This is a genomic window from Acidovorax sp. GW821-FHT10E03 (assembly GCF_059415205.1).
On the sequence record NZ_JBWKMU010000018.1, the window covers coordinates 95391 to 117458 of the forward strand.

The following is a 22068-nucleotide window of genomic DNA, read 5'->3' on the forward strand; positions in this document are numbered from 1 at the left end:
GTTGCGCTAGGATCTCCCGTGCATAGCCAGACCGCGAGAAATCCGACCGAGCAGGCTCTGAAGGATCAGGCCCGCACTGTCGTGCCGAGTCTCGAATTGCTGACTACGCTCCCGTGAACTGAATATCGTCGGCTAAATTATTTGCCTTCGCCCAGAGCTGGGCGTCTTTTTTCTGTGTAAATAGCAGCAGCGGAAACAGGCGTAACTTGCCCTCTATGGCCGCCACAGCTGGGCAGAAGTTCGTATGCCAGGTACTACCTAGGACTATTGCAATTGCAGGGGCGCTGCGCCATCGAAAACCACAAGTCGCTGGATGTATGGCCCCATATAGGTCTTCATTTCCACATGGGCCGGACTGGCCTGGTAAGCGTCGTGCGCGGGGCGGCCCTTGAACGCAGACACCACCGCATGGGTGTAGCCATCGGATCGAGCTGCTTCATTGGCGCCAAAGTGGTAGGTCAGCACATCCGCGCATTCTTGGCGAATCCGCACGGCATAGGCCTCCACTTTGTGGAAAAACTCGGGGCCGGCATCGGGAATGAACTCCATCATGACGAGGTGCATGTACATGGGCAGGGATCTTTCTGATTCGTGGGGATGCACGGTGCATCACACAATGGGTAGAGACAAATGGACTGCGGTCCTACATGCGGGCCAACATTCCTCCGTCGATGGCGAGAACATGCCCATTGACAAACGAACCAGCATTCGACGCCAGATACACCACGGCAGGTGCGATGTCGTCGGGCTCTGCCCATCGACCTATTGGCACGGCGCTCTGCAGGAAGCTGTCAAAACCTTCGCGCTCCTGCAGACCCTGCGTGAACTGGGTGCGCACGAAGCCCGGAGCCAGCGCATTGCTGTTGACGCCAGCGCTGCCGTACTCCACCGCCAACGCGCGGGTGAATGCGGCGATAGCACCCTTGGCCGAAGCGTAGGCTGCGATACCGGGCATACACGCTTGGCCGGCTACGGAAGACATCAAAATGATCCGGCCAAAGCCCTTGCGCGTCATATGCGGCAACACCGCGTGGGCGCAATTGAAGGCGCCGTTCACATGCACATCGAACAGCGACTGCCACTGCACAAGCGTCATCTCGGTCACCAACTTGCGGTTCTGGTTTCCGGCATTGCTGACCATGATGTCGGGCGCCCAGCCGTCGAAGGCCAGTGTGTCAATGGCCTGGCCCACCGCCTCGGCCTGGGATACGTCGAACACAGCATGACGCGCTTCCACGCCTTCCACCGTCAGCAAGCGCACGGCCTCTTCGCAGCGGCCTGCGTCCAGGTCATTGACCACGATGCGTGCTCCCGCTTGCCCCAGGTGGCGGGCGATGGCCAGGCCCAGGCCCGCAGCACTGCCTGTCACACAGGCCACGCGGCCCTGTAAGCCAAAGTTTTTTTCAAAATAGGTCTTTGCCATGTGGATTGCTTTCTTTCAACGCAAGGATTGGATGCCGGCACAAACGTTCAGGCTCTGGCCAGTAAAACTGCGCCCCGCTGAGGACGCGAGAAAAAGCGCAGTCTGTGCTACGTCAGCCAACTGCACCTTGCGGTGCAAGGCCACGTTCGCCAGGATTTCGGTGAGCATGTCGGCCTCACTGATCTGGCGCGCCTGCGCCTTGGCCGCCGTGACGTTCCGGGAGCGCTCGCTGTCCACGATGCCGGGTAGGATGGCGTTCACGGTGATGTCGTCGCCGCCCAGTTCCAGTGCAAGGCTTTGGGTCAGCCCGACGACTGCCCACTTGGATGCAGCATAGGGCGTACGCAGCGGGTACCCCAGGCGCCCGGCCACCGAACTGAGGTTGATGATGCTGGCGCGATGCGATGTACGCAGCGCCGGAATCGCGCGGCGCACGCACAGGTACTGGCTGCGCAGATTGACCGCAATGGTCTCGTCCCATTGCTGCGGTTCGATTTCCTCGATACGCGCCGTAGGACCAGCAATGCCGGCATTGTTCACCAGTACATCCAGGCCGCCCAGCGTCGCCAAGGCGTGCGCAAACCAGGCATCCACCGCAGCGGGGTTGGACGCATCCGCAATCCAGCCGCCACCTCCCGGCAGCGAGGGCACGGCAGCTTCAATGGCAGACGCCGAGATGTCGCTGATTTGTACCCGAGCCCCTGCTTGCGCAAAGGCCTGGGCAATGGCCAGGCCAATGCCAGAAGCACCTGCGGTGATCATCACGCGCAGATCTTGAAACTGCATGTCCATATTCTGTTTCTCAGTGGTTGCTCTTCAGCGCATATAGGAACCGCCATTGACATCAAGCCTGGCGCCGCAGACAAAGCTGGCACCTGATGAGCACAGGAAGGCCAGCAGCCAGGCGATCTCGTCCGGCGCGCCAATGCGTGGTGCCGGCACATTCTTCAGCGTGACCGGATCGGCCACTGCTACCACGGGGAGTTGCGACGGCACCCGGTGCCACCGCGTTCGCCTTTGCTTCTGGCGCGGTACGCCGTGCCAGCTCTGGGGCAGGAAAGCGACCGTGTTGAGGTCCGCTCGTCCTGTCAGGAAGCGACCGGGCATGGCCGGTCCGGGAGGCGCTATATCAGGTTCAGGGAGTCCTGCGGGCCTTCTCGATAGTGGCCATGGTCTTGTTAACCAAGTCGACACCCAGTTCCGGCTTGTACTTCTCGATCACTGATGCGGTAGCTTGCACCATGCGGGCGTGTTCGGCGGGCTCGATGGTATTGAACTTCATGCCGGCCTTGATAAGGTCCTTGACCACGTCTGCTTCCATTTTTCGGCTCACTTCACGGTGGTAGGTCTGGGCTTCCTTGCACGAGGATTCCAGTACGCCACGCTCGGCGGTGCTCAGGCGATCCCAAAACTTCTTGCTCACCAATACGACGGCAGGCAGATAGAAGTGGCGGGTTTCGGTCAGGTAGGTCTGGATGTCCTGATATGAGCTGGACTTGGTGACCAGATAAGCGCTTTCCTGCCCGTCGATGGCCTTGGTTTCCAGCGCGGTGTAGGTTTCTGGGTAAGGCAGGGGCAAGGGCGTGGCACCCAGCGCCTTGAACACGTCGATGTACACGCGGTTCTGCAGTGTGCGCAGCTTCAGGTCACGGAAGTCTTCCAGGCGATTGATGGGATGCTTGCTGTTGGTAACCTGGCGGAAACCGTAGTCCATGTAGCACAGGCCAATGAGGTTTTTTTCTGAGAACTTTTTGAGCAACGACTGGCCGACTTCCCCATCCACGACGGCATCGGCTTCCTTCTCGCTGCGGAAGATGAAAGGCAGGTCGAAAATGGCAAGTTCTTTCACGTTGCCGGCAGCGCCTGCGGTGGAGACCACCGACATCTCCAAGATACCGCCCTGGGCAGACGACATCGACTGGATCTCGTTGCCCAGCGTGGCGCCAGGGTAGCCAGTGACTTTGATCTTGCCCCCGGTCTTGGCGCCGACAATCTGGGCAAACTTGTCCACGGCCAAGCCGATCGGGTTGTCCTTGGCGACGGCGTAGCTGAACTTGATCTTGCGGTCCTGAATGTCCTGCGCATGTACTTGCATGCCGCCCATGGCGATCAGGCCGGTCGTGATGGCCAGGCCCAGGTTGCGGATACGGGGGGAAGTCTTTTGTGCTGTCACGTGTGTCTCCTAAAAAATGGGGCCATCGAAAGGGGTCTACGTCAATTACTTCAGTTCCTGGCCGTCCAGTTCCCCACCCAGAAACTTGTTCGGCTTGAGGAAGAAACACAGCACCAGCGCACCCTTGGGCGAGCGGGCGACATGGCGATGGCCTCTGGGGCGCCAGGCGAAATTGCCTGCCATGTAGACACCATCGTCGTCTTCGAACTCACCTTCGAGCACATAGCTCTGCTCGATTTCCACGTGTTCATGCAACGCGAGCACCGTGCCGGGCTGCCAGCGAAACAATGCCGTTAGCAAGCCGGTGTCGTCGTCCTTCACCAGCACCTTCATATCGATGCCCGGCGTCGGGGTGGGCTTCCAGGGCAGGTCGTTCACCGCCACGTTGCGCGAATCAAGGGGGCCGTACTTTTCAGCGTTGGGCAGGAAAGGGGTCATCAAGGCCATGTTGTCTCCTCAGGAATAGCGGAAGTTGAATGGAACAGCTGCGCAGCGCAGCTATTGAGGCGTGCTAGGCGACGACGGTATTGGTCAGCTCGCCAATCCCCTCGATACGTGCTCGCACGGTCTGGCCTACCTGGAGGCACCGCTGCGGGCGCTGGGCAAAACCAACACCTTTGGGGGTGCCGGTAGCGATGACGTCCCCTGGCAACAACGTCATGCCCGCCGACAGCTGCGCGATGACGGTGGCCACGTTGAATATCATGGAGTTGGTGTTGTCGTTCTGACGCTCTTCGCCGTCGACTTCCAGCACCAAGTTCAGGTTGTCTGGATTCTCGACGGCGCTGGCATGCGCGACCACGGGGCCAAGCGGGCAGCTGGTGTCCAAGCTTTTGCCCTTGAACCATTGCCCATGCAGGCGCTGCAGGTCGCGCGCTGTTACATCGTTCAGGATGGTGTAGCCGAACACATATTCGTGCGCCTTCTCCACAGGGATGTCGCGCCCACCCTTGCCGATGACGATGGCCAGCTCTACCTCGTAGTCGAGGCTATTGGTCAACTGGCCGTGGCGCAGTACACAGCCGCGGTGCCCCACCAGGGCGGTGCGTGGTTTGGTGAAGAACTCGATGGCCTGCGGAAAGGCATCGGCCGGGCGGCCATTGGCCAAATTCCCTTCGATGATGTGCTCGCGGTAATTGCGGCCCACGTTGAAGATGTTGCGGCCGGTGAGCGCCACTGGCGGCAGGATGGTCGCGCTCGCATAGAGCACGGTGCTGGCGGTATTGCCGCTGGCAAGGGCATCGCCGGCCGTCTGGATGGCCTGCTGCGCTAGCGCGACGGCAGCATCACCACCTGCGATGAGTTCATCCACCGATGCGGGCGCCGGCTGGACCGGCCATGCAGCTGTCAAGTCGAGGATGTGGGTATCTGCGATCACGGCGCCGAGTCGGACGCCATCACCGTGGAGGAAATTGAGGAACTTCATGTGGACTGCTTCTGTGGGGAAATACTTTGCACGACTTGCTGCGAGCCTCCTTGTTCAACGGCCACAAGCAGTGCGCGCACATGGGCTCGTGCCAGGGCTTCGGCTAGGTCGGCATCTCGCCGCTCGATGGCATCGATGATTTCAAGGTGCTCGCGCAGAGAATCGGCGCTGCGGTGCAGGCGAGCGATGGTCTGGCGGCGGTAACTGGTCTGAGGGTGGCCGAAAGACGCCCACACACGTTCGAGCAGATGGTTGTTGGCCAGCCGAATGACCTCTACGTGGAAGGCCACATTGGCTTGGGAATACTGGGCCGCCTTGGCTTCGGCCACTCCCGGCTCCAGGAAGGGCTCGAAAATGGCGCGCAGTGCTATCACGTCACGCTGCGATGCGTTCAGCGTTGCCTCGCGCGCGGCGAATCCTTCTAGCTGCTCACGCAGCTGCAGCCATTCGCGGTAGTCACGATCGCTCACCGGTTGCAGCAGCGCACCACGCCCCGGGCGCAGGCTGATGACTCCGGTGCTGTCGAGCCGAATCAGCGCTTCACGCACTGGCGTGCGGCTCACCCCTAGTTGGTTGGCCAGGTCTTCTTCGCGCACGCGGACGGGCTCTGTAATGGCAGAGCGCAACTCATTGAGGTGCGCGCTCACGGCCTCGAACACGCCAGCAGTCGTGGACTTTGGGGAAAGCTTGGTATTCATTGCAGATCCCTCAGAATCACTTGGTCAGGAAGTTCAGAGGCACCATCACGATCGAGGGGAACAGCACCAGCAGGAACATGACGATGAACTGGGCGATCATGAATGGCACCACCCCCTTGGCCACATCGTCCAAGCGCATCCTGCCCACACCAGCCACCACGTTCAGCACCGAACCCACCGGCGGGGTGACCAAGCCAATGGCATTGTTCATGATGAAAAGCACACCGAAGTAGACCGGGTCGATACCAGCCTCTTTGATGACGGGCATGAGCACAGGAGTGAGGATCAGGATGGTGGGCATCATGTCCATGGCTGTTCCCACGACCATCACCAGCACCATGATTGCCACCAGCAGCAAAGTGGGGTTGTCCATAAAGGGCTTGAGCATGCCGATCACTTGGTCTGGAATGTCGGCTACGGTGATCAGCCATGCCGAGACCATGGACGCTGCCACCAGGAACATGATCACCGCGGTGATCTTCGATGCCGAGACGAACACCGTGTACATCTGGCGCAGGCTGATCTCTCGATAGACCACTGTAGATACCAGCAACGCATACACCGCAGCCACTACGGCGGCCTCGGTGGGTGTAAACACGCCGAACTTCAGTCCGAAAAGCACGATGACAGGCAGACCCAGGGCCCATAGCGACCCCTTGAGCGCTTGGAGCTTCTCTTGCGTCGTGGACGCAGCGGGGAGATTCACGCTCTCGCGGGACGCCACCAGCCACCAGGCCACGGCGATGGCCACCCCCATCAGCAGGCCGGGCACGATACCCGCCATGAACAGCTTGCCGATGGACACGTTGGCCGCAACCCCGAACACCACGAAGCCGATGGAGGGGGGAATCACCGGCGCAATGATGCCGGCCGATGCGATCAAACCACCGGCCCGCGCCTTGTCGTGGCCTGCCTTGACCATCATAGGCAGTAAAAGAGCGGCCAGTGCTGCCGTATCGGCCACGGCCGAACCAGACAACGCTGCCATCAGGCAGGCCGCGATGATCGCAACGAATCCCAGGCCCCCACGCATGTGCCCGACCAGAGTGATAGCCAAGTGCACGATGCGCTTGGACAGACCGCCCACGTTCATGATCTCACCGGCCAGCATAAAGAACGGAACAGCCAGTAGCGGAAAGCTGTCGGCACCGTTGATCACGTTCTGCGCGAGGATCTGTGCGTCGAACAGATCCAGGTGGAACATCAGGGCCAAGCCCGAGAAGAGCAGCGCATAGGCGATGGGCATACCGATCGCCATGGCCGCCAGCAGCGCGCCTACAAAGATGAGCACCGTCATTTCCGTCTCCGATTTCTTATGAATGCTTACTTGCGCCTATCCACAGCGACGACGGATGGAGGCAGCACGAGATGTGCCGTTTCTTCGGATTCCTGCACCATCACCAGTTCAGCGTCTGAGAGCTTCCCGCTCACTGTCAGCCAGAACTGGTGCAGCAGGATGAGCAGCGTGGACACCGCGAACAAGACGCCCGCAAAGTAGAAGATGGAGACCGAGAGGCCACTGACAGGTGCCTCCGTTTCGCGATTCACCACCACCTGGCTCCAACTGCCGGTAAACATCAGCCAAGTGATGTAAAGCATGATGACTTGCACCGCCACCAAACAGAGTCGCTGCGCCCAGGCGGGCAATCGCACGACCACCATGTCCGTGCCCATGTGGCCGCGCTCGCGCATTACGACCACAGCGCCCATGAACACCATCCAGACAAACATCCAGCGGGAGATTTCCTCGGAGATCAGCCAGCCTGTGTTGAAGAAATAGCGCAGCACCACGTTTCCGAATACCAGGACCACCATGGCGGCCATCAACAACGCACACACAGCTTCCAAGGCCTGGCAATAGGCATCCAACAAGCGATTCATGACCCATCCTTGGCAATCGGCCCAACACGCGAGGCCTCGACCGCCCGCAGTGCTTTTGAGCCATTCAGTATGCAATTCATAGTTTTGTATGCAAAATATAATTTTCGTGCACGGATTTTCATCGTGGATACATAAAACCGCTCTGGGGTTTACCCCAATGGAGAGCCAATGACCTATGGCGGACCTCGCCAACACAAATTGCTCGCGTCACGGAAGCAGGTTCGGAAACTTTCACTGGGCGTGTGAGCGCATTGAGCGCGGCGGGCGCTGAAGCGAACGCCCTGGGTGCATCTACCCCGCATGGGACGGTGGGGCCAGCGGTCGAGGTCATTGCGCAGCACATACCGGATGCCCCCTCTTGTCGAGGTGGCCTGCGCACGCCTAGCGCTCGAAGAAAACAGTGTGCTTTTCACAAAGCCCGCGCAAACGGAAAAAGATGCGGGCCTCACTACCGCCAAGGCAGCAGAGCAGTGCCTAGCGCTGACCGAGACCATCAATGCCCATCCAACTCAGCGGCCCCAGCTCGCTGATGGGCTTGCCAGTGCACCGTGGTCTGGCGGTGACACGTGCGGTGGCAAAGCTCTCGAATGGCGAAGGGCCGAGCATTGCACTACGCGCAGACCCAGTTGCGCTCAACATGCAGGAGCTTGGCCCCACTACACACATCCCAGTGCGCCGGAAAGATGCATGCCTGCGGACACGACGCCCATACCCCCATGCTGCTGGGCGCAGCAGCCTATCTGGCGCGCCACAAGCCCTTCAAAGGCACGGTCTACTTCAATTTCCCCGGGATGCCACGTGGACATTTTGGTATCCGTAGGCGCTAGCCCGCTTCGCGGCCCTGCTCCGCAAGAGCCTCTAACAACCCCAACTCGCAAAAAGCCGCAGCCAAAAACGCCGCGGCTTTTTTGGTTCGCGTGTTGCTCTGCCTTGCCGTGTTCTGGCATGCATGGACATGCGCAGGCTCCAGAAAAGCCTGGGCGCTAGACCCACTTCGTGCGAACTGTGCTCACCGGCCCGGCTAGCTGCGGCGGTCTGAGACGACAATGGGCAATGGGAAAGTTTCAGCGCACTCAGACGCACGCCGAGCCACCCTCCCACCTGCTCAGCCATCGGGCCTGGAAGGTCGATCCGAATACCTTCGCCAGGCCCGCAGCGACCCACAGTGCCAGGTGGCGCAAAAGTACAACGGTCGAGCGCATGCCAGTGGATCCTGCTGTCCAAACGAGCAGTACAGCGGCGGGTTTGCCGGTGGCGCCATTGGTGTACACAAGAGGATGTGCCAGTGCTGGCAACATATGCGCTCGAGAGCTGCGGGGACGCAAGCCGCGCCGCCGGATGCCCGCAGGCCCGCCCCGAAGCCTCAGCCCGGTCCGGCAACGCCAGCGCGCCGCGCAGGCCGCAGGTGCTTCAGCCCAAGGCCCCCTAGCCCAGCCGCGAGCAGCAGCAAGGCCCAGGCCTGAAGGCTGGGGATCGCGGCGGGAGAGACTGGTGCTGGCACGGGGCCGCCGACGAACAGGCCCAGTGCTCCGGGACTCCACCCCACGGCCACGGTGGTGGTGACGGTGTTTGTGGCCAGATCGATCACCGAGACATTGTTGGAGCCGCGGTTGACCACGTAGGCGCGGGTGCCGGCGGGGTCTATTGCCACACCAAGAGGACCGTCGCCCACTGACACGGTGGCGACGGCAGTGTCGGTGGTCAAGTCGATTACCGAGACATTGTCGGTGCTGCGGCTGCTCACGTAGGCCCGGGTGCCAGCAGGGTTCACCGCCACCCCCATGGGGCCGTTGCCCACGGGCACGGTGGCTGCGACGGTATTGGTAGCCAAGTCGATCACCGAGACATTGTCGGAGGTGAGGTTAGCCACATAGGCACGGGTACCGGCCGGATTCACCGCTATGGCAGAAGGGTTGGAGCCCACTGGCACAGTGGCAATGACGGTGTTGGTGGCCAGGTCGATCACCGAGACAGTGTTGGCGGCGTAGTTGGCCACATAGGCATAAGTGCCAACCGGGTTCACCGCCACACCGTAAGGGCGGCTACTCACAGGCACAACGGCCGTGACGGTGTTGGTGGCCAGATCGATCACCGAGACAGTGTTGATGGCGTAGTTGGCCACATAGGCATAAGTGCCAGCCGGATTGACCGCCACTCCCGTGGGAGTGTTGCCCACAGGCACGGTGGCGACAACAGTGTTGGTGGCCAGGTTGATCACGGAAACATTGCCGGAGCCAGAGTTGGCCACATAAGCGCGGGTGCCGGCCGGGTTCACCTCCACGCCGTAGGGGTTGGTGCCCACGTTCACAGTGGCTGTGACGGTGTCGTTGGCTACGTCGATGACCGAAACAGTGCCGGAGCTGCTGTTGGGAATGTAGGCAAACGGGGCCGCCTGGGCGGGGCCGGCCAGGGCGCAGGCGGCGAGCAACGGCCACATGAAGCGCGAGCGCCGGCGGAGGCGGGGTTGTGTCATGACAGTCTCCTGGTGTGCAGCACCATCAGGCCCAGCAGCACGGACAGCAGCAGCAGGCCCCAGGCCGAGAGCGTGGGAATGGCCTCGGCCGCCAGGGCCATGGGGCCAGAAGGGTCTGCGATTTCACCGTTGGGCGTCCAGTCGTCGTCACCTTGCGCGCCGTCGGTCAGGGTGAAGCGGGCCGTGTGGCCGCTGATGACAAGGCCGGCAGGCTCGAAGTAGCTGGGCTGAGTGTCGGTGCGGGCGGCCAAGCCGTACTTGGTGTAGCCGGCCACGGGCTCGGGCCAGGTGACCTGCATGGCAACGGCGGTGGTACAGCCCACGAGCTTGATGCGCAGCAGGCCCTGAGGCAGCGTGTGGCCCGGCGGCAGCGCGGCGGGCGCGGCCTCGAAGCGGGTGGCGCCCAGGTTGAACCGGCAGGCGGGGCCGCCACCGGTGAAGGTAGCGCTGCCGGTACCGCCCGGGCCGCTGGCGGGCACGGTGGTGCCTTCGAAGTATGGCGCGCAGGCCACCTGCACATTGCCCACGTTGGCGGCGACGTTGCTGCCACTGGCGTTGGCGATGGTGCAGCGCTGGCCCGTGGGCTGGGCCTGCACGGTGACTGCGTAACTGCCGCCATCCGCCACAGGCTGCAAGAAGGTGAAGCCGCCGTTGGCCTGCACCGCCAGGTCTTCGTTGCCGTTGCGCAGCACCAGGCCGCTGCCCGTAAGGCCCGTAGCGGTGCCGCCCAGTGTGTGGGTTTGCTGCGGCAGCGGCGCAAAGGTCGCCGTGATGGTGCAGGCGCTGGTGACCGGCGCGGTGGTGTAGTCGTTGTCGCCCACGCCCGTGGGTGTGCCGTTGCAGCCGCTGATGCTTTGCGTGATCTGGCCCGCAGGCGGCGTGGCGTGGCATGTGACGGTGCCGAGGTAGGCAACCGCGTTGGATGTGCAGGCCATAGCGCCAGCAGGCAGGGCGGTGACGGCGTAAGTGGCAGCGACGCAGGCCACCTGCACGCTGATCACATTGGCGGTGGCAGTGCCGCTGCCGCCCGTTACCGTGCAGGTCTGGCCCGTGGGCGGGGTCTTCACGGTGACGGCGTAGCTGCCGCCATCCGCCACCGGTTGCAAGAAGGTGAAGCCGCCGTTGGCCTGCACCGACAGGTCTTCGCCACCGTTGCGCAGCACCAGGCCAATACCCGTAAGGCCAGCTACCGTGCCGCCCAGGGTGTGCGCGATGGGGCCGGAGAACTCGGCGCTCACGGCGCGCGCCTGGTCCATGGTGATGCTGCACGTGCCAGTGCCGGAGCAGGCGCCGCTCCAGCCGGTGAAGGTGTGGCCCATGGCGGGCATGGCAGCGAGGGTAAGGAGCTGCGGGGTGCCCTCGCCAGGGTAGTTGTAGCTGCAGGTGCCAGTGGCGCAGGCCGACGGGGCGCCGTTCACGACGCCCATGCCGGTGACGGTGACCGCCAGTTCCACATGGGTCCGCCGCTCCAGCGCACCGATATCGCAAGGCGTGGCGCCCATGCCCTGCGGGCGGGCGATGCCGCGCTGGTCGATCGGCAGGGTGCAGGCCACGGCGTCCTGCAGCAGGCTGGTGAGATCGGGCAGGTAGCCGTAGAGGCTGGGGAAGCCATCCATGCCGTTGGCGCCGAACGCGCCCAGTTCGGGGTCGGCGTCCAGCGTCACGCCGTTGCAGGTGGCGGTGCCGCCCATGGGGGCCACGTTGCCGCCCGCGCAGCCGTCCTGGATCAGGCTGTCGGTGATGGTGGTGGAGCCCGTGAAAAAGGTGACGGCCTGAGAGCGCGTGGCCGCGCTACCCCACAGCACGGAGTTGCGCACCCCCACCACGCCGCCCTGGGTGAAGAGCGCGTTGCCGTTGCCACCGGCCATGTTGCCCATGAAGGTGGCGTGCACCGCGTCCACGCGGGCATCCCCGTCCACCCCCACGATGGCGATGGCGCCGCCGGGCCTGCCGGCGGAGGACTGGTTGATGGCGAAGGTGGCGTTGCGCACCTGCATATGGCTGGTGCCGCCGCCCTCCGTCAGGCTGTGGATGGCGCCGCCGGACACACCCGCGCCGTTGCCTGTGAAACTGGCCTGCTCGATCACCGGGCTGCTGACGCCGCCGCTGCCCTTGGCGAGGTTGTACATGGCGCCACCGCTGCCGTTGTAGGCGTCGTTGCCTTCCATAGAAACACTGCGCAGCACGGGGCTGCTGGTGCCGCCCTCGCCCCGGTTGTAGATGGCACCGCCGTGGCCCTCGGCGTGGTTGTTGCTGATGAGGACATTCGTCAGCACCGGGCTGCTGACGCCGCCCCCGCTGGCGTCGTTGAACAGGGCCCCGCCATCGCCGTCGGCGTACGAGGCGCCGATGTGCACCCTGTTTATCCAGGGGCTGCACACGCTGCCCACGCCCGCGCCGTTGCAGTACAGCGCGCCGCCGTTGGCCCCAGGCCCGGCCGCCGCGCCCTGCAGCAGATACACGCTGTCGATCAGCGTGTCATCAAGCGGGATGCCCAGGCTGCCGTCCAGGTACAGCACGCGGCTGTTGTTGTTGGCGTCCAGCACCGTCAGGCCGGGAGACACGGACTGGGGCCGCTCGGCCAGCGCGGCCTCGGTGCCAATGAAGCCGCCGTAGAGCTTGACGTTGCGCTCGATGACGAAGCCCTGCGCGCCGGACGGCACGTAGGGAGTGCCAGCGGATTGCTTCAGCCAGACCTCGCTGCAACTGGGTTCGGCCAGCGCAAAGTCCAGGCTGGCGGCCTGCGGCCAGCTGGTGCCGTCGCCGCTGCCGCTGGGCGTGACGCGGCAGGCGCGCGGCGCGGGCGCAGCGCTGGCATGGAGGGTGAAGAGCATGCTGCTCTCGCGCACCTGGGTGGCTTCGTCGCCGCCGTTCGCGGCGGCGGCAGCGGTGCCGGTGGTATCGCCGCTGCGCAGGCTCAGGGTGGCCGTGGCCTGCTGGCCCGCAGTGGCCGGGGCCGGCAGGCGCACGCGGATCTGGTCGCCGCTGGTCACGATGGCCTCGCGCACCCAGGAGCCTGCGCCATTCACGCGCAGGCGGCCATTGCCGCTGATGCGCACGCCGCCCCACGATGCGCCTGCGCCCGACTGGCTGGCCAGCGGGGTGGTGATGTTGTAGATCACAACCATGCCCGCCGGGACGGTATCGGCGGGCGGGGACGCAGGCAGGTTGGCAAACGGCTGTCCGCCGCGCACCAGGCGCGCTTCTCCGCCGGAGTTGGTGGAGAGCCAGGTGCCCACCTGCGGCTGCTGGTCGAACAAGGTCTGCCAGGCGCTGCCCTGGTTGCCCGGCCGGGGCGATGCCGTCCAGAGCGACCCGTGCAGCCCCCCCTGTCCATGCACGGTGGGCAGCACCTCCCGGTTGAGGCGGAAGTCCGGGTCAGGGCAGCCCGCTGCCAGCGCGCTGTTCTCCAGCTTGTAGGGCAGCCGCCAGACGCCGGTGTGCAGGCGGTCTTGCGCCAGGGCCGCGTTGACGCCCCAGTCCTCCTGCCCGGCGAACGGCGTGGGCAGCCAGTTGTTAATCCAGTCCGTCCAGGGCTTTTGCTGATCGGCTAGCGTGCTGCCCTCGATGGCGCGCGACCAGACCAGCCCCGTCTCCCAGTGCATCGCGCTGGCGCGGCCTTCGGCCTGGCCCACGATGTAGTCACTGGTGGCGTTGGGGCTGGCGCAGGTCTGGGCCAGCCCCACGGCGGGCAGCGCCAGGCAGGCGGCGAGGAGCGTGGGAAGAATGGTTTGCTTCATTTTTTATAGCTTCTTGCGCTTATTGGATAAGGGGTAAAGGCCAAAAACACTTCAAACCCTGCGACGCAGCGCGAGCAGGCCGAGCAGTGCACCCAGCAGCGCCAGTGCGCCGCCGCCCAGCGTGGGAATGGGCTGCGCGCCGCCGGGGCCGGGGCCCGCGGTGGGGGCAAAACGGGCCGACACACTGCGCGCCCCGTCGATCGCCACGGTGCAGGTGGCGCCCGTGCCAGTGCAGGCGCCGCCCCAGCCCGCGAAGGCCTGGCCCGTGCCGGGCGTGGCGGCCAGGGTGACGTGCAGCGGCGCACCCTCATCCGTGTAGGTGAAGGCGCAGGTGGCGGTGGTGGTGGCCGCGCACGGGGCCGGGCCGCCCGCCACGGTGCCGTGGCCGGTGATGCCGACGTTCAGCGGATAGCTGCCCAGGCGCCGCTCCACCGCGCCGATGTCGCACTGGCTGCCTTGCGGGCGGGCGGCACCGCGCTGGTCGGTGGTGGCGCCGGTGGCAGCGCAGTCCACCGCGTCGATGGCGCTGCCCGTGGCGCCGGGCATGCGGGTGAGCGTGGGGCCGCCGTTGTCTTGCAGCGGGCCGAGTTGCGGGTCCAGGGCCAGGTTGCCCGTGCCGGCGAAGCCGCCCTCCACGATGCTGTGGCTGACGGTGGTGCTGGCCTCGATGATGTCGCTGATCTGCGGTCCCGTGGTGGTGGTGTTGCCCCAGAAGATGCTGGCGATGACCTGGGGCATGCTGATGCCGCCGCCGCCGCCGAGGCTGTAGAGCGCGCCGCCTTCCTGCGCCGTATTGCCGCTGAATGTGCTGTGCGTGATGACCGGGCTGCTGTTGCCCAGGTGGCCGCCGTTGCTGTAGATAGCACCGCCGTGCGTGGCGGCGTGGTTGTCGTGAAAGGTGCTGTGGCTGATGGCGGGGCTGGCGATGGCGCCCGGGGCAAAGTTGGCGATGGCGCCGCCCGAGGAGGCCCGGTTGCCGCTGAAGGTACTGTGGCTGATGGTGGGGCTGGCGGGCGCCATGCTCATGGCGCGGTTGAAGATGGCGCCGCCACCGCCAGCGGCAAAGTTGCCCGAGAAGACGACGTGCGTGATGCGCGGGCTGCAGGGGCCGTGGCACAGCAGGCCGCCGCCAGCGTCCATGGCGGCGTGGCCCCGGGCGATGCTCAGGCCGTCGATCACCGTGCTGGCGGTGATGTGGCCGCCGGGCGTGGTGCCGTCCAGGCGCAGCACGCGGCGCTGGTTCTCGCCGTCGAGCACGGTGGCGCTGGCATTCACGGGCGCGGGCCGCTCGGCCAGGGTGCTTTCGGTGCCCATGAAGCCGCCATAGAGCGCCAGGTTGCGCGCGATGCGAAAGCCCTCGGCATCCGCAGCCTGGCTGTAGCTGCCTTGCGCGAGCCAAATTTCGGTGCAGGCGGCATCCGCCAGCGCGGCGGGCAGCGGCGCGGCCTGCGCCCAGGTGCTGCCGTCGCCCGTGCCCGTGGGGCTGGCGCGGCAGACGGCGGCCTGGGCGCTGGCGCCGGACAAGGACAGCAGCAGCGTGGTGGTGAAGGACAGAAGGCGGTGGAGGGCGAGTTGAGTCATTTTTTGATAGCTGCTGGCGCTTGTCCCGCAAGGCCTGTAGCCCCGGGACACCTGTATCGCCTTGCAACACAAGGCTACGGTTTGACACAGCGCAAGGCTACGCAGCCTCCACGCCCCTGTCTGTCCCCCTATAGGACGACAGACGCGCGCCGGAGGCTGTGGCAGCATCCGCGGGCATGGACTTGCCCAACAACCCCATCCGCGTCGCCGTGGTGGAAGATGACGCGGCCTGCCGCATCGCCCTGGCCTATGCGCTGCAAGCCGCACCCGACATGTGCGTGCAATGGCTGGCGTGCAGCCGGGCCGAGGCGCTGGCCGCCCTGCAGGACGGCCCGCCGCTGGACGTGCTGCTGCTCGACCTGGGCCTGCCCGACGGCAGCGGCCTTGACGTGCTGCCCGCTCTGCAGGCGCGCTGGCCCGCGGCGGCGACCATGGTCAGCACCATGTTCGGCGACGAGGCGCACGTGCTGCACGCCATCGAGGCCGGGGCCATGGGCTACCTGCTCAAGGACCTGCCGCCCCAGGCCGTTCTGGACGAGGTGCGCAGCCTGCACGCGGGCGGCAGCCCCATCAACCCGCTGGTGGCGCGCAAGCTGCTGGTACGCCAGCGCCTCCACGCCCTGCCCTCCCTGCCGCCGCCCGCCCCGGCGCAAATCGACGCCGCCCCCTCCGCGCGCGAGGTCGAACTGCTGCGCCTGGTGGCGCACGGCCACTCGGTGGACGAAGTGGCCCAGGCCATGGGCGTGTCGCGAAACACGGTGCGCACCTTCGTGCGGCGCGTGTACGTCAAGCTGCAGGTGACGACCCGCGCCGAAGCCGTCACCACCGCGCTGCGTCAAGGTTGGCTGGAGTGACCCGCCAATCCATGAAAAATCGGGCCCTGGCGCTTATCCAGAAAGCGCTGGCAGCTCTCTTTTTGATAGTTTTCTGCCACCTGGCCCAGGCCGCCACCTCCGCCCACCTGGCGGCAGCGCAGACTTGGCAGTCGCCCAGTGCCGCCTGGGCGCCGCCGCCCTCGCTGCACGCGGCAGACGACGCGGTGCTGGCCTCCGGCACGCCCTGGCAGGCGGTCAACCTGCCACACGCAGTGCCGCGATCCCTGCGCGTGCTCGATCCGGCGCTGGCCAGCGGCGCGCCCGTGGTGCAGTGGTGGCGCCTGTCGCTGCCCGCCAGCGCGCTCGCCGCCACGGCGCAGGGCACACGCCTGTACATCCCGCGCTGGCAGACCATCGGGACGCTGGCGGTGTACGTGCAGGGGCGCTTGGTCTGGCAGTCGCGCGGCGACCGGCCCTGGAACAGCTTCAACGACCCCATCTGGATCAGCCTGAGCGCCCTGCCTCATGAAGCCGCGCACACCGGCGACCTGCAAGTGCACCTGCGCATGGCCAGCCAGCAGGGCGTGGGCGGTGCGCTGTCGTCGTTGTGGGTCGGCCCCACGACGGAACTGCTCACACCCTGGCGCTGGCGCATGTTCTGGCAGACGGGGCTGGTGTCGTACTGGCGCGCCGCCTTCCTGCTGATGAGCCTGTTCGCGCTGGCGCTGTGGTTCAAGTACCGGCGCAGCCAGCAGGGCGAGGTGCGCCTGTTCCTGCTGTTCTTCGCCATGGCGGCCTGCCAGTCGGTGGCCGCGCTGCCCTACTTGGTGGACAGCGAGGGGCTGGACATGGACTTCGCCTGGTTCACCTGGATCGCCATGGCCGCGCAGTTGGCCGCGCTGGGCTGCATGGTGTGCTTCCTGTGCCTGGCTCACGGCCAGCGCTGGCCGCGCGGGGGCCGGGCGCTGGCGCTGTACCTGGCGGCGGCGGCCCTCGCCGCGCTGCCGTCGTGGTGGCCCGCCTACACCGCCACGCTGCCGCTGCTGCGCCTGCTGATGGTGCCGCCCACGCTGCTGCTGCTCACGGTGGCCGCCGTGGGGGCCTGGCGGCTGCGCAGCGCCAGCAACCTGCTGCTGGCCGCCTGGGGCGCCATGGTGGCACCCATCAGCCTGCACGACATGGCCATGCAGAACTACTGGGGCAACATCGAAGGCATCTACCTCACGCCCTATGTCAGCGTGGGCCTGTTCACGCTGTTCCTGGTCCTCGCGTTCTCGCGCTACAGCCACGCGCAAGACCAGGCCGCCCGCGCCCGCGCCACCCTGGCCGAACGCCTGGCCGCGCAGGAGCACGAACTGGGCCGCACCCACGAGCGCCTGCGCACCGCCGAGCGCGAGCAGACCCTGATGCTGGAGCGCCAGCGCCTCATGCGCGAGATGCACGACGGCGTCGGCGCGTCGCTGACCAGCGCGCTGCGCCTGGTGCAGCACGGCCAGGCCCGCCACCAGCCGGTAGACGTGGCCCAGGTCCTCAAGGAGTGCATCGACGACCTGAAGATCTCCATCGACTCGCTCGAACCCGTGGACGCCGACCTGCTGGCCCTGCTGGCGGGCCTGCGCTTTCGGCTGGAGCAGCGCCTGGGCGAGGCCGGCATCACCCTGTACTGGCGCACCAGCGACGTGCCCGCCCTGCCCTGGCTTGATGCACAGAACGCCCTGCACGTGCTGCGCATCCTTCAGGAGGTGCTGACCAACATCGTCAAGCACAGCGGCGCCACGGCCATCACTGTCTCCACGGCCGAGGCCGCCCAAGGAGTAGATCCCGGTGTGCCCGGCGTGCAGGTGTGTGTGCACGACAATGGCCGCCCTTTCTTGCCTCCCGACGCCCTGCCCCCCGGCCGCCGGGGCCTGGGCAACGTACGCAGCCGCACGCTGGCCCTGGGAGGGCACTGCGGCTGGCAGCCCCTGCAGCCCTCCGCGCAAGGCACGGTGTTCACTCTATGGCTGCCGCTGCGGCGAGGTGGATGAGCGCCGCATGGCAGTATCACGTTGTCATTTTTTGTACTTTTAGCAATCTGGCGTCTACGGCATCAGCCAGCGGCACTGCTGCCCCAGTTTTCACAAGGAGCCTTGCATGGTCCCCGCCCGTCACCGCCTGATCCCCCTGCACGACGCCATGGCCGAGTTCGGCCTGCAAGCCCTGTTCCATCGTGACGGGGGCTATGACGCGATGGAAGACACGGTGAACCCGCCGGAGTACGGCAGCCCGCCGATGGCCCTGGTGTTCGATGGCGACACGCGCCTGGCGGAGACCTTCGATGCCGGGGCGGCGTTCCACAAACGGCAAGGCCTGATGGATGGCCCGATCACCCCGCTGGAAGAACTGCTGGACCGGGCCTGCACTGTGGTCGTCAACGGCAGCCTGCAGGCGCCACGCATCGACACGCGCGGCTGCCAGGCGCTGTTTGTGTTCGGCAGCGTGCGCTGCGGCGCGATCGAGTTCTGGCAAGGCGACTTTGTCTGGATCGCGGGCGACCTGAACGCCACGCGCGCCGTGCTGGCCACCGCCGGGCATGACGACCCGGATCGGGCGGACTACGTGGGCCGCAGCTACGCCTGCGTGCAGGGCAGCGTGCATGCCCCGCGCGTGCAGACCTGGTTCATGGGCCTGGGCCACCTGAACTGGCGCGAGGGCAGCGGCGCGCAGTTCTGCGAGGGCGTGGAGTACACAGACCAGGATCACCTCTGGAAAACCGACCCGGTCTGGCTGCGCCGCAACGGTATCGACGATGCGCTGGGAGCATGCGCATGAACCAAGAATGCCCCGCCGTCATGGCAAATTGGATTTCCGAGCTTGGCATCAAGACCGAGGCTACCGCCTGGTCGGTCGGCTTCACCCTGTCCACCGCACCCATCGACCACTGGTTCTACAAGCGCAACGCGTTGAAGCCAGAGGACATCCAGCTCAGTCTCATCGTCCCCAGCTACGGGCTGTGGCGTGCCGAACTGAGCAGGTACGACGGCTTGTTCGTAGCCCAATGGCGACCCAATGGAGACTTCCGTATCGACTCACAGCAAATGAAATACCGGCGGCTTGTCAAATGGCCAGCACTGGACTCGTTGTTCGACTTTCCTCATTGGGTGGAACGCATTGAAAAGGCGCTCTCCATCACATTCATTCGCCATGTGAACCTGGGCACCAATGGGTATGTCGATCTCGATGCGTGGGCATCGGAGAGCAGCCCAAAAATCCAACACTGGCTCGGCCCCTGCGCCGACACGATGGGCAAGTATCTCAACGCACCAGAAACCGACGATGGCTCATCCTTAGGCCACGCAATGGGCAACACACCATGACCACACCACCGCTACACCCCCTGCGCCAGATCCTTCGCCAACCCGAAGCCCACGCGGGCTGGCTGTACCTGCGGCCGGGCGAATGGACGCTGGACACGCAAGGCTTCTTCTACGACGCCGACCTGGATCTATCGCCCAAAGACGAGGCCGCTGTGCGCGCCGCATTCGAGGCCGCAGGCTGGCAATGCACGCTGAGCCGCGAGGACATCGAGGACGCCATTGCCAACACAGAAGATCAACCCACCGAAGCCGAACTGCTGCAAGCCGTGCGCTATTTCTTCGACCACGATGCCTTCATGGAGTGGCCTGAATGAGCGCCCCACAGCAACTGCGCCACTTCGAGATCGTGGATTGCGCCGTGCGCAGCGCCGAGCACTTCTACCTGCTGGGCTCGCACATCCATCAGCTCGACGAAGACTGCGATGACGACGGCGGCGACCTCGCTGCCCCCACGGACCCGGAGCCGGATCTGCGCGAAGCCATGCGCGTGGCGGTGTATTTCCCGCAACGATCGACAGAGAAACAATGGGCCTTCCGCACGGTACGCCACATCGAATTCATGCGCGGCGCGGTGGCGCATGCACCGCAGGCACAGTGGATCAGCGTCAGCATCGACGGCCAAGTCTATGCGCTGGGCGGCGGCGTGTCGGCGATGGAGCAGCGCATTCCCGAGCACCGGCGTGGGCCATTGCGCGGTTCTGTACGCCAGGTGGTGGAGATCGACGGCCACGTCCATGCGGTGCAGGCCCATCGCGGCCTGTGCCGCCGCCTCGGCCGCGACCACTGGGAGACGCTGTGCGCCGACCTGCCGCCCGGCCCGCTGGACGGCGGCGATGCCGCAGGCTTCCGGTGTGCGGCGGGCAGTTCGGCGTCGGACATCTACGCAGGCGGCGATGGCGGCGACCTGTGGCATTTTGACGGTGTGCGCTGGCGCCAACAGCCCTTCCCCGATGAAGCCATCGACCTGCTGTGCTGCCCAGCGCCCGGCGACGTGGTCGCGGCATGCCGCTCGAGTGCCGTCTATCGCAGCACGGGCAATGGCTGGCGCAAGCTCGGTGCGGGCGGCGTGGGGCCGTACCGCGGCATGGTTTCGTACCAGGGCGCTGTGTGGTGTTCGTCCGATGCGGGCATCTGGCGCATCGATGGGGACCGCATCGGCAGGGTCACGCTGCCAGATGGCATCCGTGCGAATGCGGGGCTGCTGGCGGCGAGGGACAGCGTGCTGCTGGTGGCGGGCAAGCACGGGGCCGCGTACCTGCAAGACGGCATGTGGCGCGAGTTTCTGAGCTTTGGATCCGGTGCCAAGGCCGCAACACCGCGCCGGTAGCACGCGACACGGCAAACCGGCCGACGAGACGCGGCTTCTTCAGGGTGCAGGGCGGCGTTGGCATCGACTTTCCTGTACCTGACCGCCAACCCGCGGCATCAAGCCCCCGGATGTTCCTTCTGGCAGCGCTCGGCCATGGCCGCATGGTGGAAAACAAGCTGCCAGCGACCGTCCTGCAGCAGCGCCGCGCCGTGGAAGCCGGCCAGCAGGAGAATGCCTGCCCGCGCAGACAGGTGGCCGGCGCAGACGGATATTTCCGCTGGCAGCTCGGCCTTGGCGATGCCTTGTTCGCTGACCCACCAGACGCCGTAGTCGCTGGTGGCCCAGACCTTGCCGTCATGCCAGACCAGATCGCGGAACGGCAGCGCCAGCCCGGGCTCGGCGATGCAGCGCCATTCATCACCGCGGCCAACGAAGGTGATGCCCTCGTAACCGCTGATGTAAACCTTGCCGTCGCCGGCGCAGCACACGGTGCGAAGCGACTGCTTGCCGGGAAAACCGATGCGGCGCCAGTCCTTGCCAGCGCAGTGCCAGACATCGCCCTGGTCGCCCACGGCATAGATGTCGTCGGCACCAAAACCGTCGATGGCGCGGAAGCCGACGTTGCCGCCGCCGAACTCATGCGCTGACAGCGGAAAGCGGCCCGTCTCCCAGTGCCACTGCCCGATGCCACGGCGTACCCCGACCGTGCGATTGCCGCCGCACAGATAAAGATGCCCGTCGATGTTGCGCAACTGGTTCACGGCGCCGTAGCGGCCATGGCGCTCGAACGGTAGGGCACCCTCGCGCCCCTTCGAGCCGCTGCCGATGGCATAGACCTCGCCCCCGACATCGACGGCGACGAGCTTGTCCTCGGGCTGGCTGGCAAATTCGGCGATGGTGATGTCCATGCCCTTGTTCCAGCTATGCGTCCAGCGCTTCTCGCCGCTCTGGTCGGGCCGCCAGACCACGACGCGCTGGATCAGCGCACTCGCATCGGGATCACGCCCTGCGGATGGGTCGTAGCCCGGGCGCTGCGTGTAGTCTTCCTGGGCGATGAAATAGAGGTAGCCCGCACTGCGCACAACGCAGTCAACGATGTTGTAGCCCAGAAAATGCTTGCGAAACTCTGCTGTCGTCAGCATGGCTCACGACCTCCTTCGTATATTTGATTTCATCATGAAGTAATCTGCAGT

At 65.4% G+C, this 22068-nt stretch carries 21 protein-coding genes; 7 read left to right on the plus strand and 14 right to left on the minus strand.

The features are described from left to right. Positions 1-264: 264 nt before the first annotated feature. From AC07OD_RS26705 to AC07OD_RS26750, 10 genes are all read right to left on the minus strand, one after another. Positions 265-570 carry a Dabb family protein gene (locus tag AC07OD_RS26705; protein WP_218295268.1) on the minus strand — a complete coding sequence of 102 codons (306 nt, stop codon included), beginning with the start codon at positions 568-570 and terminating at the stop codon, positions 265-267. 73 nt (positions 571-643) lie between these two features. Continuing rightward, positions 644-1423: an SDR family NAD(P)-dependent oxidoreductase gene (locus AC07OD_RS26710; RefSeq protein WP_218295269.1), complete on the minus strand. Its 780-nt coding sequence runs from the start codon at positions 1421-1423 to the stop codon at positions 644-646. Between the two features lie 15 nt (positions 1424-1438). Further along, positions 1439-2215 (minus strand): SDR family oxidoreductase, encoded by a 777-nt coding sequence (locus AC07OD_RS26715; RefSeq protein WP_218295270.1) that lies wholly within the window; start codon positions 2213-2215, stop codon positions 1439-1441. 24 nt (positions 2216-2239) lie between these two features. Then, positions 2240-2530, minus strand: a complete 291-nt coding sequence (locus AC07OD_RS26720; RefSeq protein WP_492255251.1) for a hypothetical protein — start codon at positions 2528-2530, stop codon at positions 2240-2242. Positions 2531-2558: 28 nt separating this feature from the next. After that, positions 2559-3596, minus strand: coding sequence for a TRAP transporter substrate-binding protein (locus AC07OD_RS26725; protein WP_369643921.1), 1038 nt, complete (start codon positions 3594-3596; stop codon positions 2559-2561). A 45-nt stretch (positions 3597-3641) separates the two neighbouring features. After that, positions 3642-4043: a cupin domain-containing protein gene (locus AC07OD_RS26730; protein WP_218295272.1), complete on the minus strand. Its 402-nt coding sequence runs from the start codon at positions 4041-4043 to the stop codon at positions 3642-3644. Between the two features lie 64 nt (positions 4044-4107). Then, positions 4108-5022: a fumarylacetoacetate hydrolase family protein gene (locus AC07OD_RS26735; protein ID WP_218295273.1), complete on the minus strand. Its 915-nt coding sequence runs from the start codon at positions 5020-5022 to the stop codon at positions 4108-4110. Further along, positions 5019-5720, minus strand: a complete 702-nt coding sequence (locus AC07OD_RS26740) for a GntR family transcriptional regulator (protein ID WP_218295274.1) — start codon at positions 5718-5720, stop codon at positions 5019-5021. The genes AC07OD_RS26735 and AC07OD_RS26740 overlap by 4 nt, the downstream gene beginning before the upstream one ends. 16 nt (positions 5721-5736) lie before the next feature. Continuing rightward, complete coding sequence (locus tag AC07OD_RS26745) at positions 5737-7017, minus strand: TRAP transporter large permease subunit (protein WP_218295275.1); 1281 nt, start codon at positions 7015-7017, stop codon at positions 5737-5739. Positions 7018-7043: 26 nt separating this feature from the next. After that, on the minus strand, positions 7044-7601 hold the full coding sequence (locus AC07OD_RS26750; protein WP_494598420.1) for a TRAP transporter small permease: 558 nt from the start codon (positions 7599-7601) through the stop codon (positions 7044-7046). A 716-nt stretch (positions 7602-8317) separates the two neighbouring features. On the opposite strand from AC07OD_RS26750, the gene AC07OD_RS26755 reads away from it, so the two are divergent. After that, positions 8318-8428, plus strand: a complete 111-nt coding sequence (locus AC07OD_RS26755) for a hypothetical protein (protein WP_370628488.1) — start codon at positions 8318-8320, stop codon at positions 8426-8428. Positions 8429-8964: 536 nt separating this feature from the next. Here AC07OD_RS26755 and AC07OD_RS26760 read toward each other — a convergent pair. Genes AC07OD_RS26760 through AC07OD_RS26770 form a run of 3 tightly spaced genes read right to left on the minus strand, consistent with a single transcriptional unit; the run spans position 8965 to position 15395 of the window. After that, positions 8965-10074 (minus strand): YVTN family beta-propeller repeat protein, encoded by a 1110-nt coding sequence (locus AC07OD_RS26760; protein ID WP_369643922.1) that lies wholly within the window; start codon positions 10072-10074, stop codon positions 8965-8967. Beyond that, the gene (locus AC07OD_RS26765) at positions 10071-13814 is read right to left on the minus strand and encodes an IPTL-CTERM sorting domain-containing protein (RefSeq protein WP_494598421.1); all 3744 of its coding nucleotides are present in this window, start codon (positions 13812-13814) and stop codon (positions 10071-10073) included. Before AC07OD_RS26765 ends, AC07OD_RS26760 begins: the two co-directional genes overlap by 4 nt. Before the next feature lie 51 nt (positions 13815-13865). Then, on the minus strand, positions 13866-15395 hold the full coding sequence (locus AC07OD_RS26770) for a choice-of-anchor Q domain-containing protein (RefSeq protein WP_369643924.1): 1530 nt from the start codon (positions 15393-15395) through the stop codon (positions 13866-13868). A 176-nt stretch (positions 15396-15571) separates the two neighbouring features. Here AC07OD_RS26770 and AC07OD_RS26775 point away from each other — a divergent pair, with 176 nt between their 5' ends. The 6 genes from AC07OD_RS26775 (at position 15572) to AC07OD_RS26800 (ending at position 20893) form a co-directional block, all read left to right on the plus strand. Beyond that, positions 15572-16249 carry a response regulator transcription factor gene (locus AC07OD_RS26775; protein ID WP_369643925.1) on the plus strand — a complete coding sequence of 226 codons (678 nt, stop codon included), beginning with the start codon at positions 15572-15574 and terminating at the stop codon, positions 16247-16249. 11 nt (positions 16250-16260) lie between these two features. Continuing rightward, a complete protein-coding gene (locus AC07OD_RS26780; protein ID WP_255594679.1) occupies positions 16261-18237 on the plus strand; it encodes a sensor histidine kinase in 1977 nt (658 codons plus the stop codon). 106 nt (positions 18238-18343) lie between these two features. Beyond that, on the plus strand, positions 18344-19021 hold the full coding sequence (locus AC07OD_RS26785) for a hypothetical protein (protein WP_494598422.1): 678 nt from the start codon (positions 18344-18346) through the stop codon (positions 19019-19021). Continuing rightward, positions 19018-19566: a hypothetical protein gene (locus AC07OD_RS26790; protein WP_369643927.1), complete on the plus strand. Its 549-nt coding sequence runs from the start codon at positions 19018-19020 to the stop codon at positions 19564-19566. The genes AC07OD_RS26785 and AC07OD_RS26790 overlap by 4 nt, the downstream gene beginning before the upstream one ends. Further along, positions 19563-19880: a DUF7716 domain-containing protein gene (locus AC07OD_RS26795; RefSeq protein ID WP_494598423.1), complete on the plus strand. Its 318-nt coding sequence runs from the start codon at positions 19563-19565 to the stop codon at positions 19878-19880. The genes AC07OD_RS26790 and AC07OD_RS26795 overlap by 4 nt, the downstream gene beginning before the upstream one ends. Continuing rightward, entirely contained in the window at positions 19877-20893 is a 1017-nt protein-coding gene (locus AC07OD_RS26800) for a beta propeller repeat protein (RefSeq protein ID WP_494598424.1), read from the plus strand. The genes AC07OD_RS26795 and AC07OD_RS26800 overlap by 4 nt, the downstream gene beginning before the upstream one ends. A gap of 98 nt (positions 20894-20991) precedes the next feature. Here AC07OD_RS26800 and AC07OD_RS26805 read toward each other — a convergent pair whose 3' ends face one another. Next, on the minus strand, positions 20992-22017 hold the full coding sequence (locus AC07OD_RS26805; RefSeq protein ID WP_494598425.1) for a hypothetical protein: 1026 nt from the start codon (positions 22015-22017) through the stop codon (positions 20992-20994). Positions 22018-22068 lie beyond the last annotated feature (51 nt).

Excerpts from the sequence above, each read along its gene's own strand:
- AC07OD_RS26705 (WP_218295268.1), bottom strand. The coding sequence starts at position 570 with ATGTACATGCACCTCGTCATGATGGAGTTCATTCCCGATGCCGGCCCC.
- AC07OD_RS26710 (WP_218295269.1), bottom strand. The coding sequence starts at position 1,423 with ATGGCAAAGACCTATTTTGAAAAAAACTTTGGCTTACAGGGCCGCGTG.
- AC07OD_RS26715 (WP_218295270.1), bottom strand. The coding sequence starts at position 2,215 with ATGGACATGCAGTTTCAAGATCTGCGCGTGATGATCACCGCAGGTGCT.
- AC07OD_RS26720 (WP_492255251.1), bottom strand. The coding sequence starts at position 2,530 with ATGCCCGGTCGCTTCCTGACAGGACGAGCGGACCTCAACACGGTCGCT.
- AC07OD_RS26730 (WP_218295272.1), bottom strand. The coding sequence starts at position 4,043 with ATGGCCTTGATGACCCCTTTCCTGCCCAACGCTGAAAAGTACGGCCCC.
- AC07OD_RS26735 (WP_218295273.1), bottom strand. The coding sequence starts at position 5,022 with ATGAAGTTCCTCAATTTCCTCCACGGTGATGGCGTCCGACTCGGCGCC.
- AC07OD_RS26740 (WP_218295274.1), bottom strand. The coding sequence starts at position 5,720 with ATGAATACCAAGCTTTCCCCAAAGTCCACGACTGCTGGCGTGTTCGAG.
- AC07OD_RS26745 (WP_218295275.1), bottom strand. The coding sequence starts at position 7,017 with ATGACGGTGCTCATCTTTGTAGGCGCGCTGCTGGCGGCCATGGCGATC.
- AC07OD_RS26750 (WP_494598420.1), bottom strand. The coding sequence starts at position 7,601 with ATGAATCGCTTGTTGGATGCCTATTGCCAGGCCTTGGAAGCTGTGTGT.
- AC07OD_RS26755 (WP_370628488.1), top strand. The coding sequence starts at position 8,318 with ATGCTGCTGGGCGCAGCAGCCTATCTGGCGCGCCACAAGCCCTTCAAA.
- AC07OD_RS26760 (WP_369643922.1), bottom strand. The coding sequence starts at position 10,074 with ATGACACAACCCCGCCTCCGCCGGCGCTCGCGCTTCATGTGGCCGTTG.
- AC07OD_RS26765 (WP_494598421.1), bottom strand. The coding sequence starts at position 13,814 with ATGAAGCAAACCATTCTTCCCACGCTCCTCGCCGCCTGCCTGGCGCTG.
- AC07OD_RS26770 (WP_369643924.1), bottom strand. The coding sequence starts at position 15,395 with ATGACTCAACTCGCCCTCCACCGCCTTCTGTCCTTCACCACCACGCTG.
- AC07OD_RS26775 (WP_369643925.1), top strand. The coding sequence starts at position 15,572 with ATGGACTTGCCCAACAACCCCATCCGCGTCGCCGTGGTGGAAGATGAC.
- AC07OD_RS26780 (WP_255594679.1), top strand. The coding sequence starts at position 16,261 with ATGAAAAATCGGGCCCTGGCGCTTATCCAGAAAGCGCTGGCAGCTCTC.
- AC07OD_RS26785 (WP_494598422.1), top strand. The coding sequence starts at position 18,344 with ATGGTCCCCGCCCGTCACCGCCTGATCCCCCTGCACGACGCCATGGCC.
- AC07OD_RS26790 (WP_369643927.1), top strand. The coding sequence starts at position 19,018 with ATGAACCAAGAATGCCCCGCCGTCATGGCAAATTGGATTTCCGAGCTT.
- AC07OD_RS26795 (WP_494598423.1), top strand. The coding sequence starts at position 19,563 with ATGACCACACCACCGCTACACCCCCTGCGCCAGATCCTTCGCCAACCC.
- AC07OD_RS26800 (WP_494598424.1), top strand. The coding sequence starts at position 19,877 with ATGAGCGCCCCACAGCAACTGCGCCACTTCGAGATCGTGGATTGCGCC.
- AC07OD_RS26805 (WP_494598425.1), bottom strand. The coding sequence starts at position 22,017 with ATGCTGACGACAGCAGAGTTTCGCAAGCATTTTCTGGGCTACAACATC.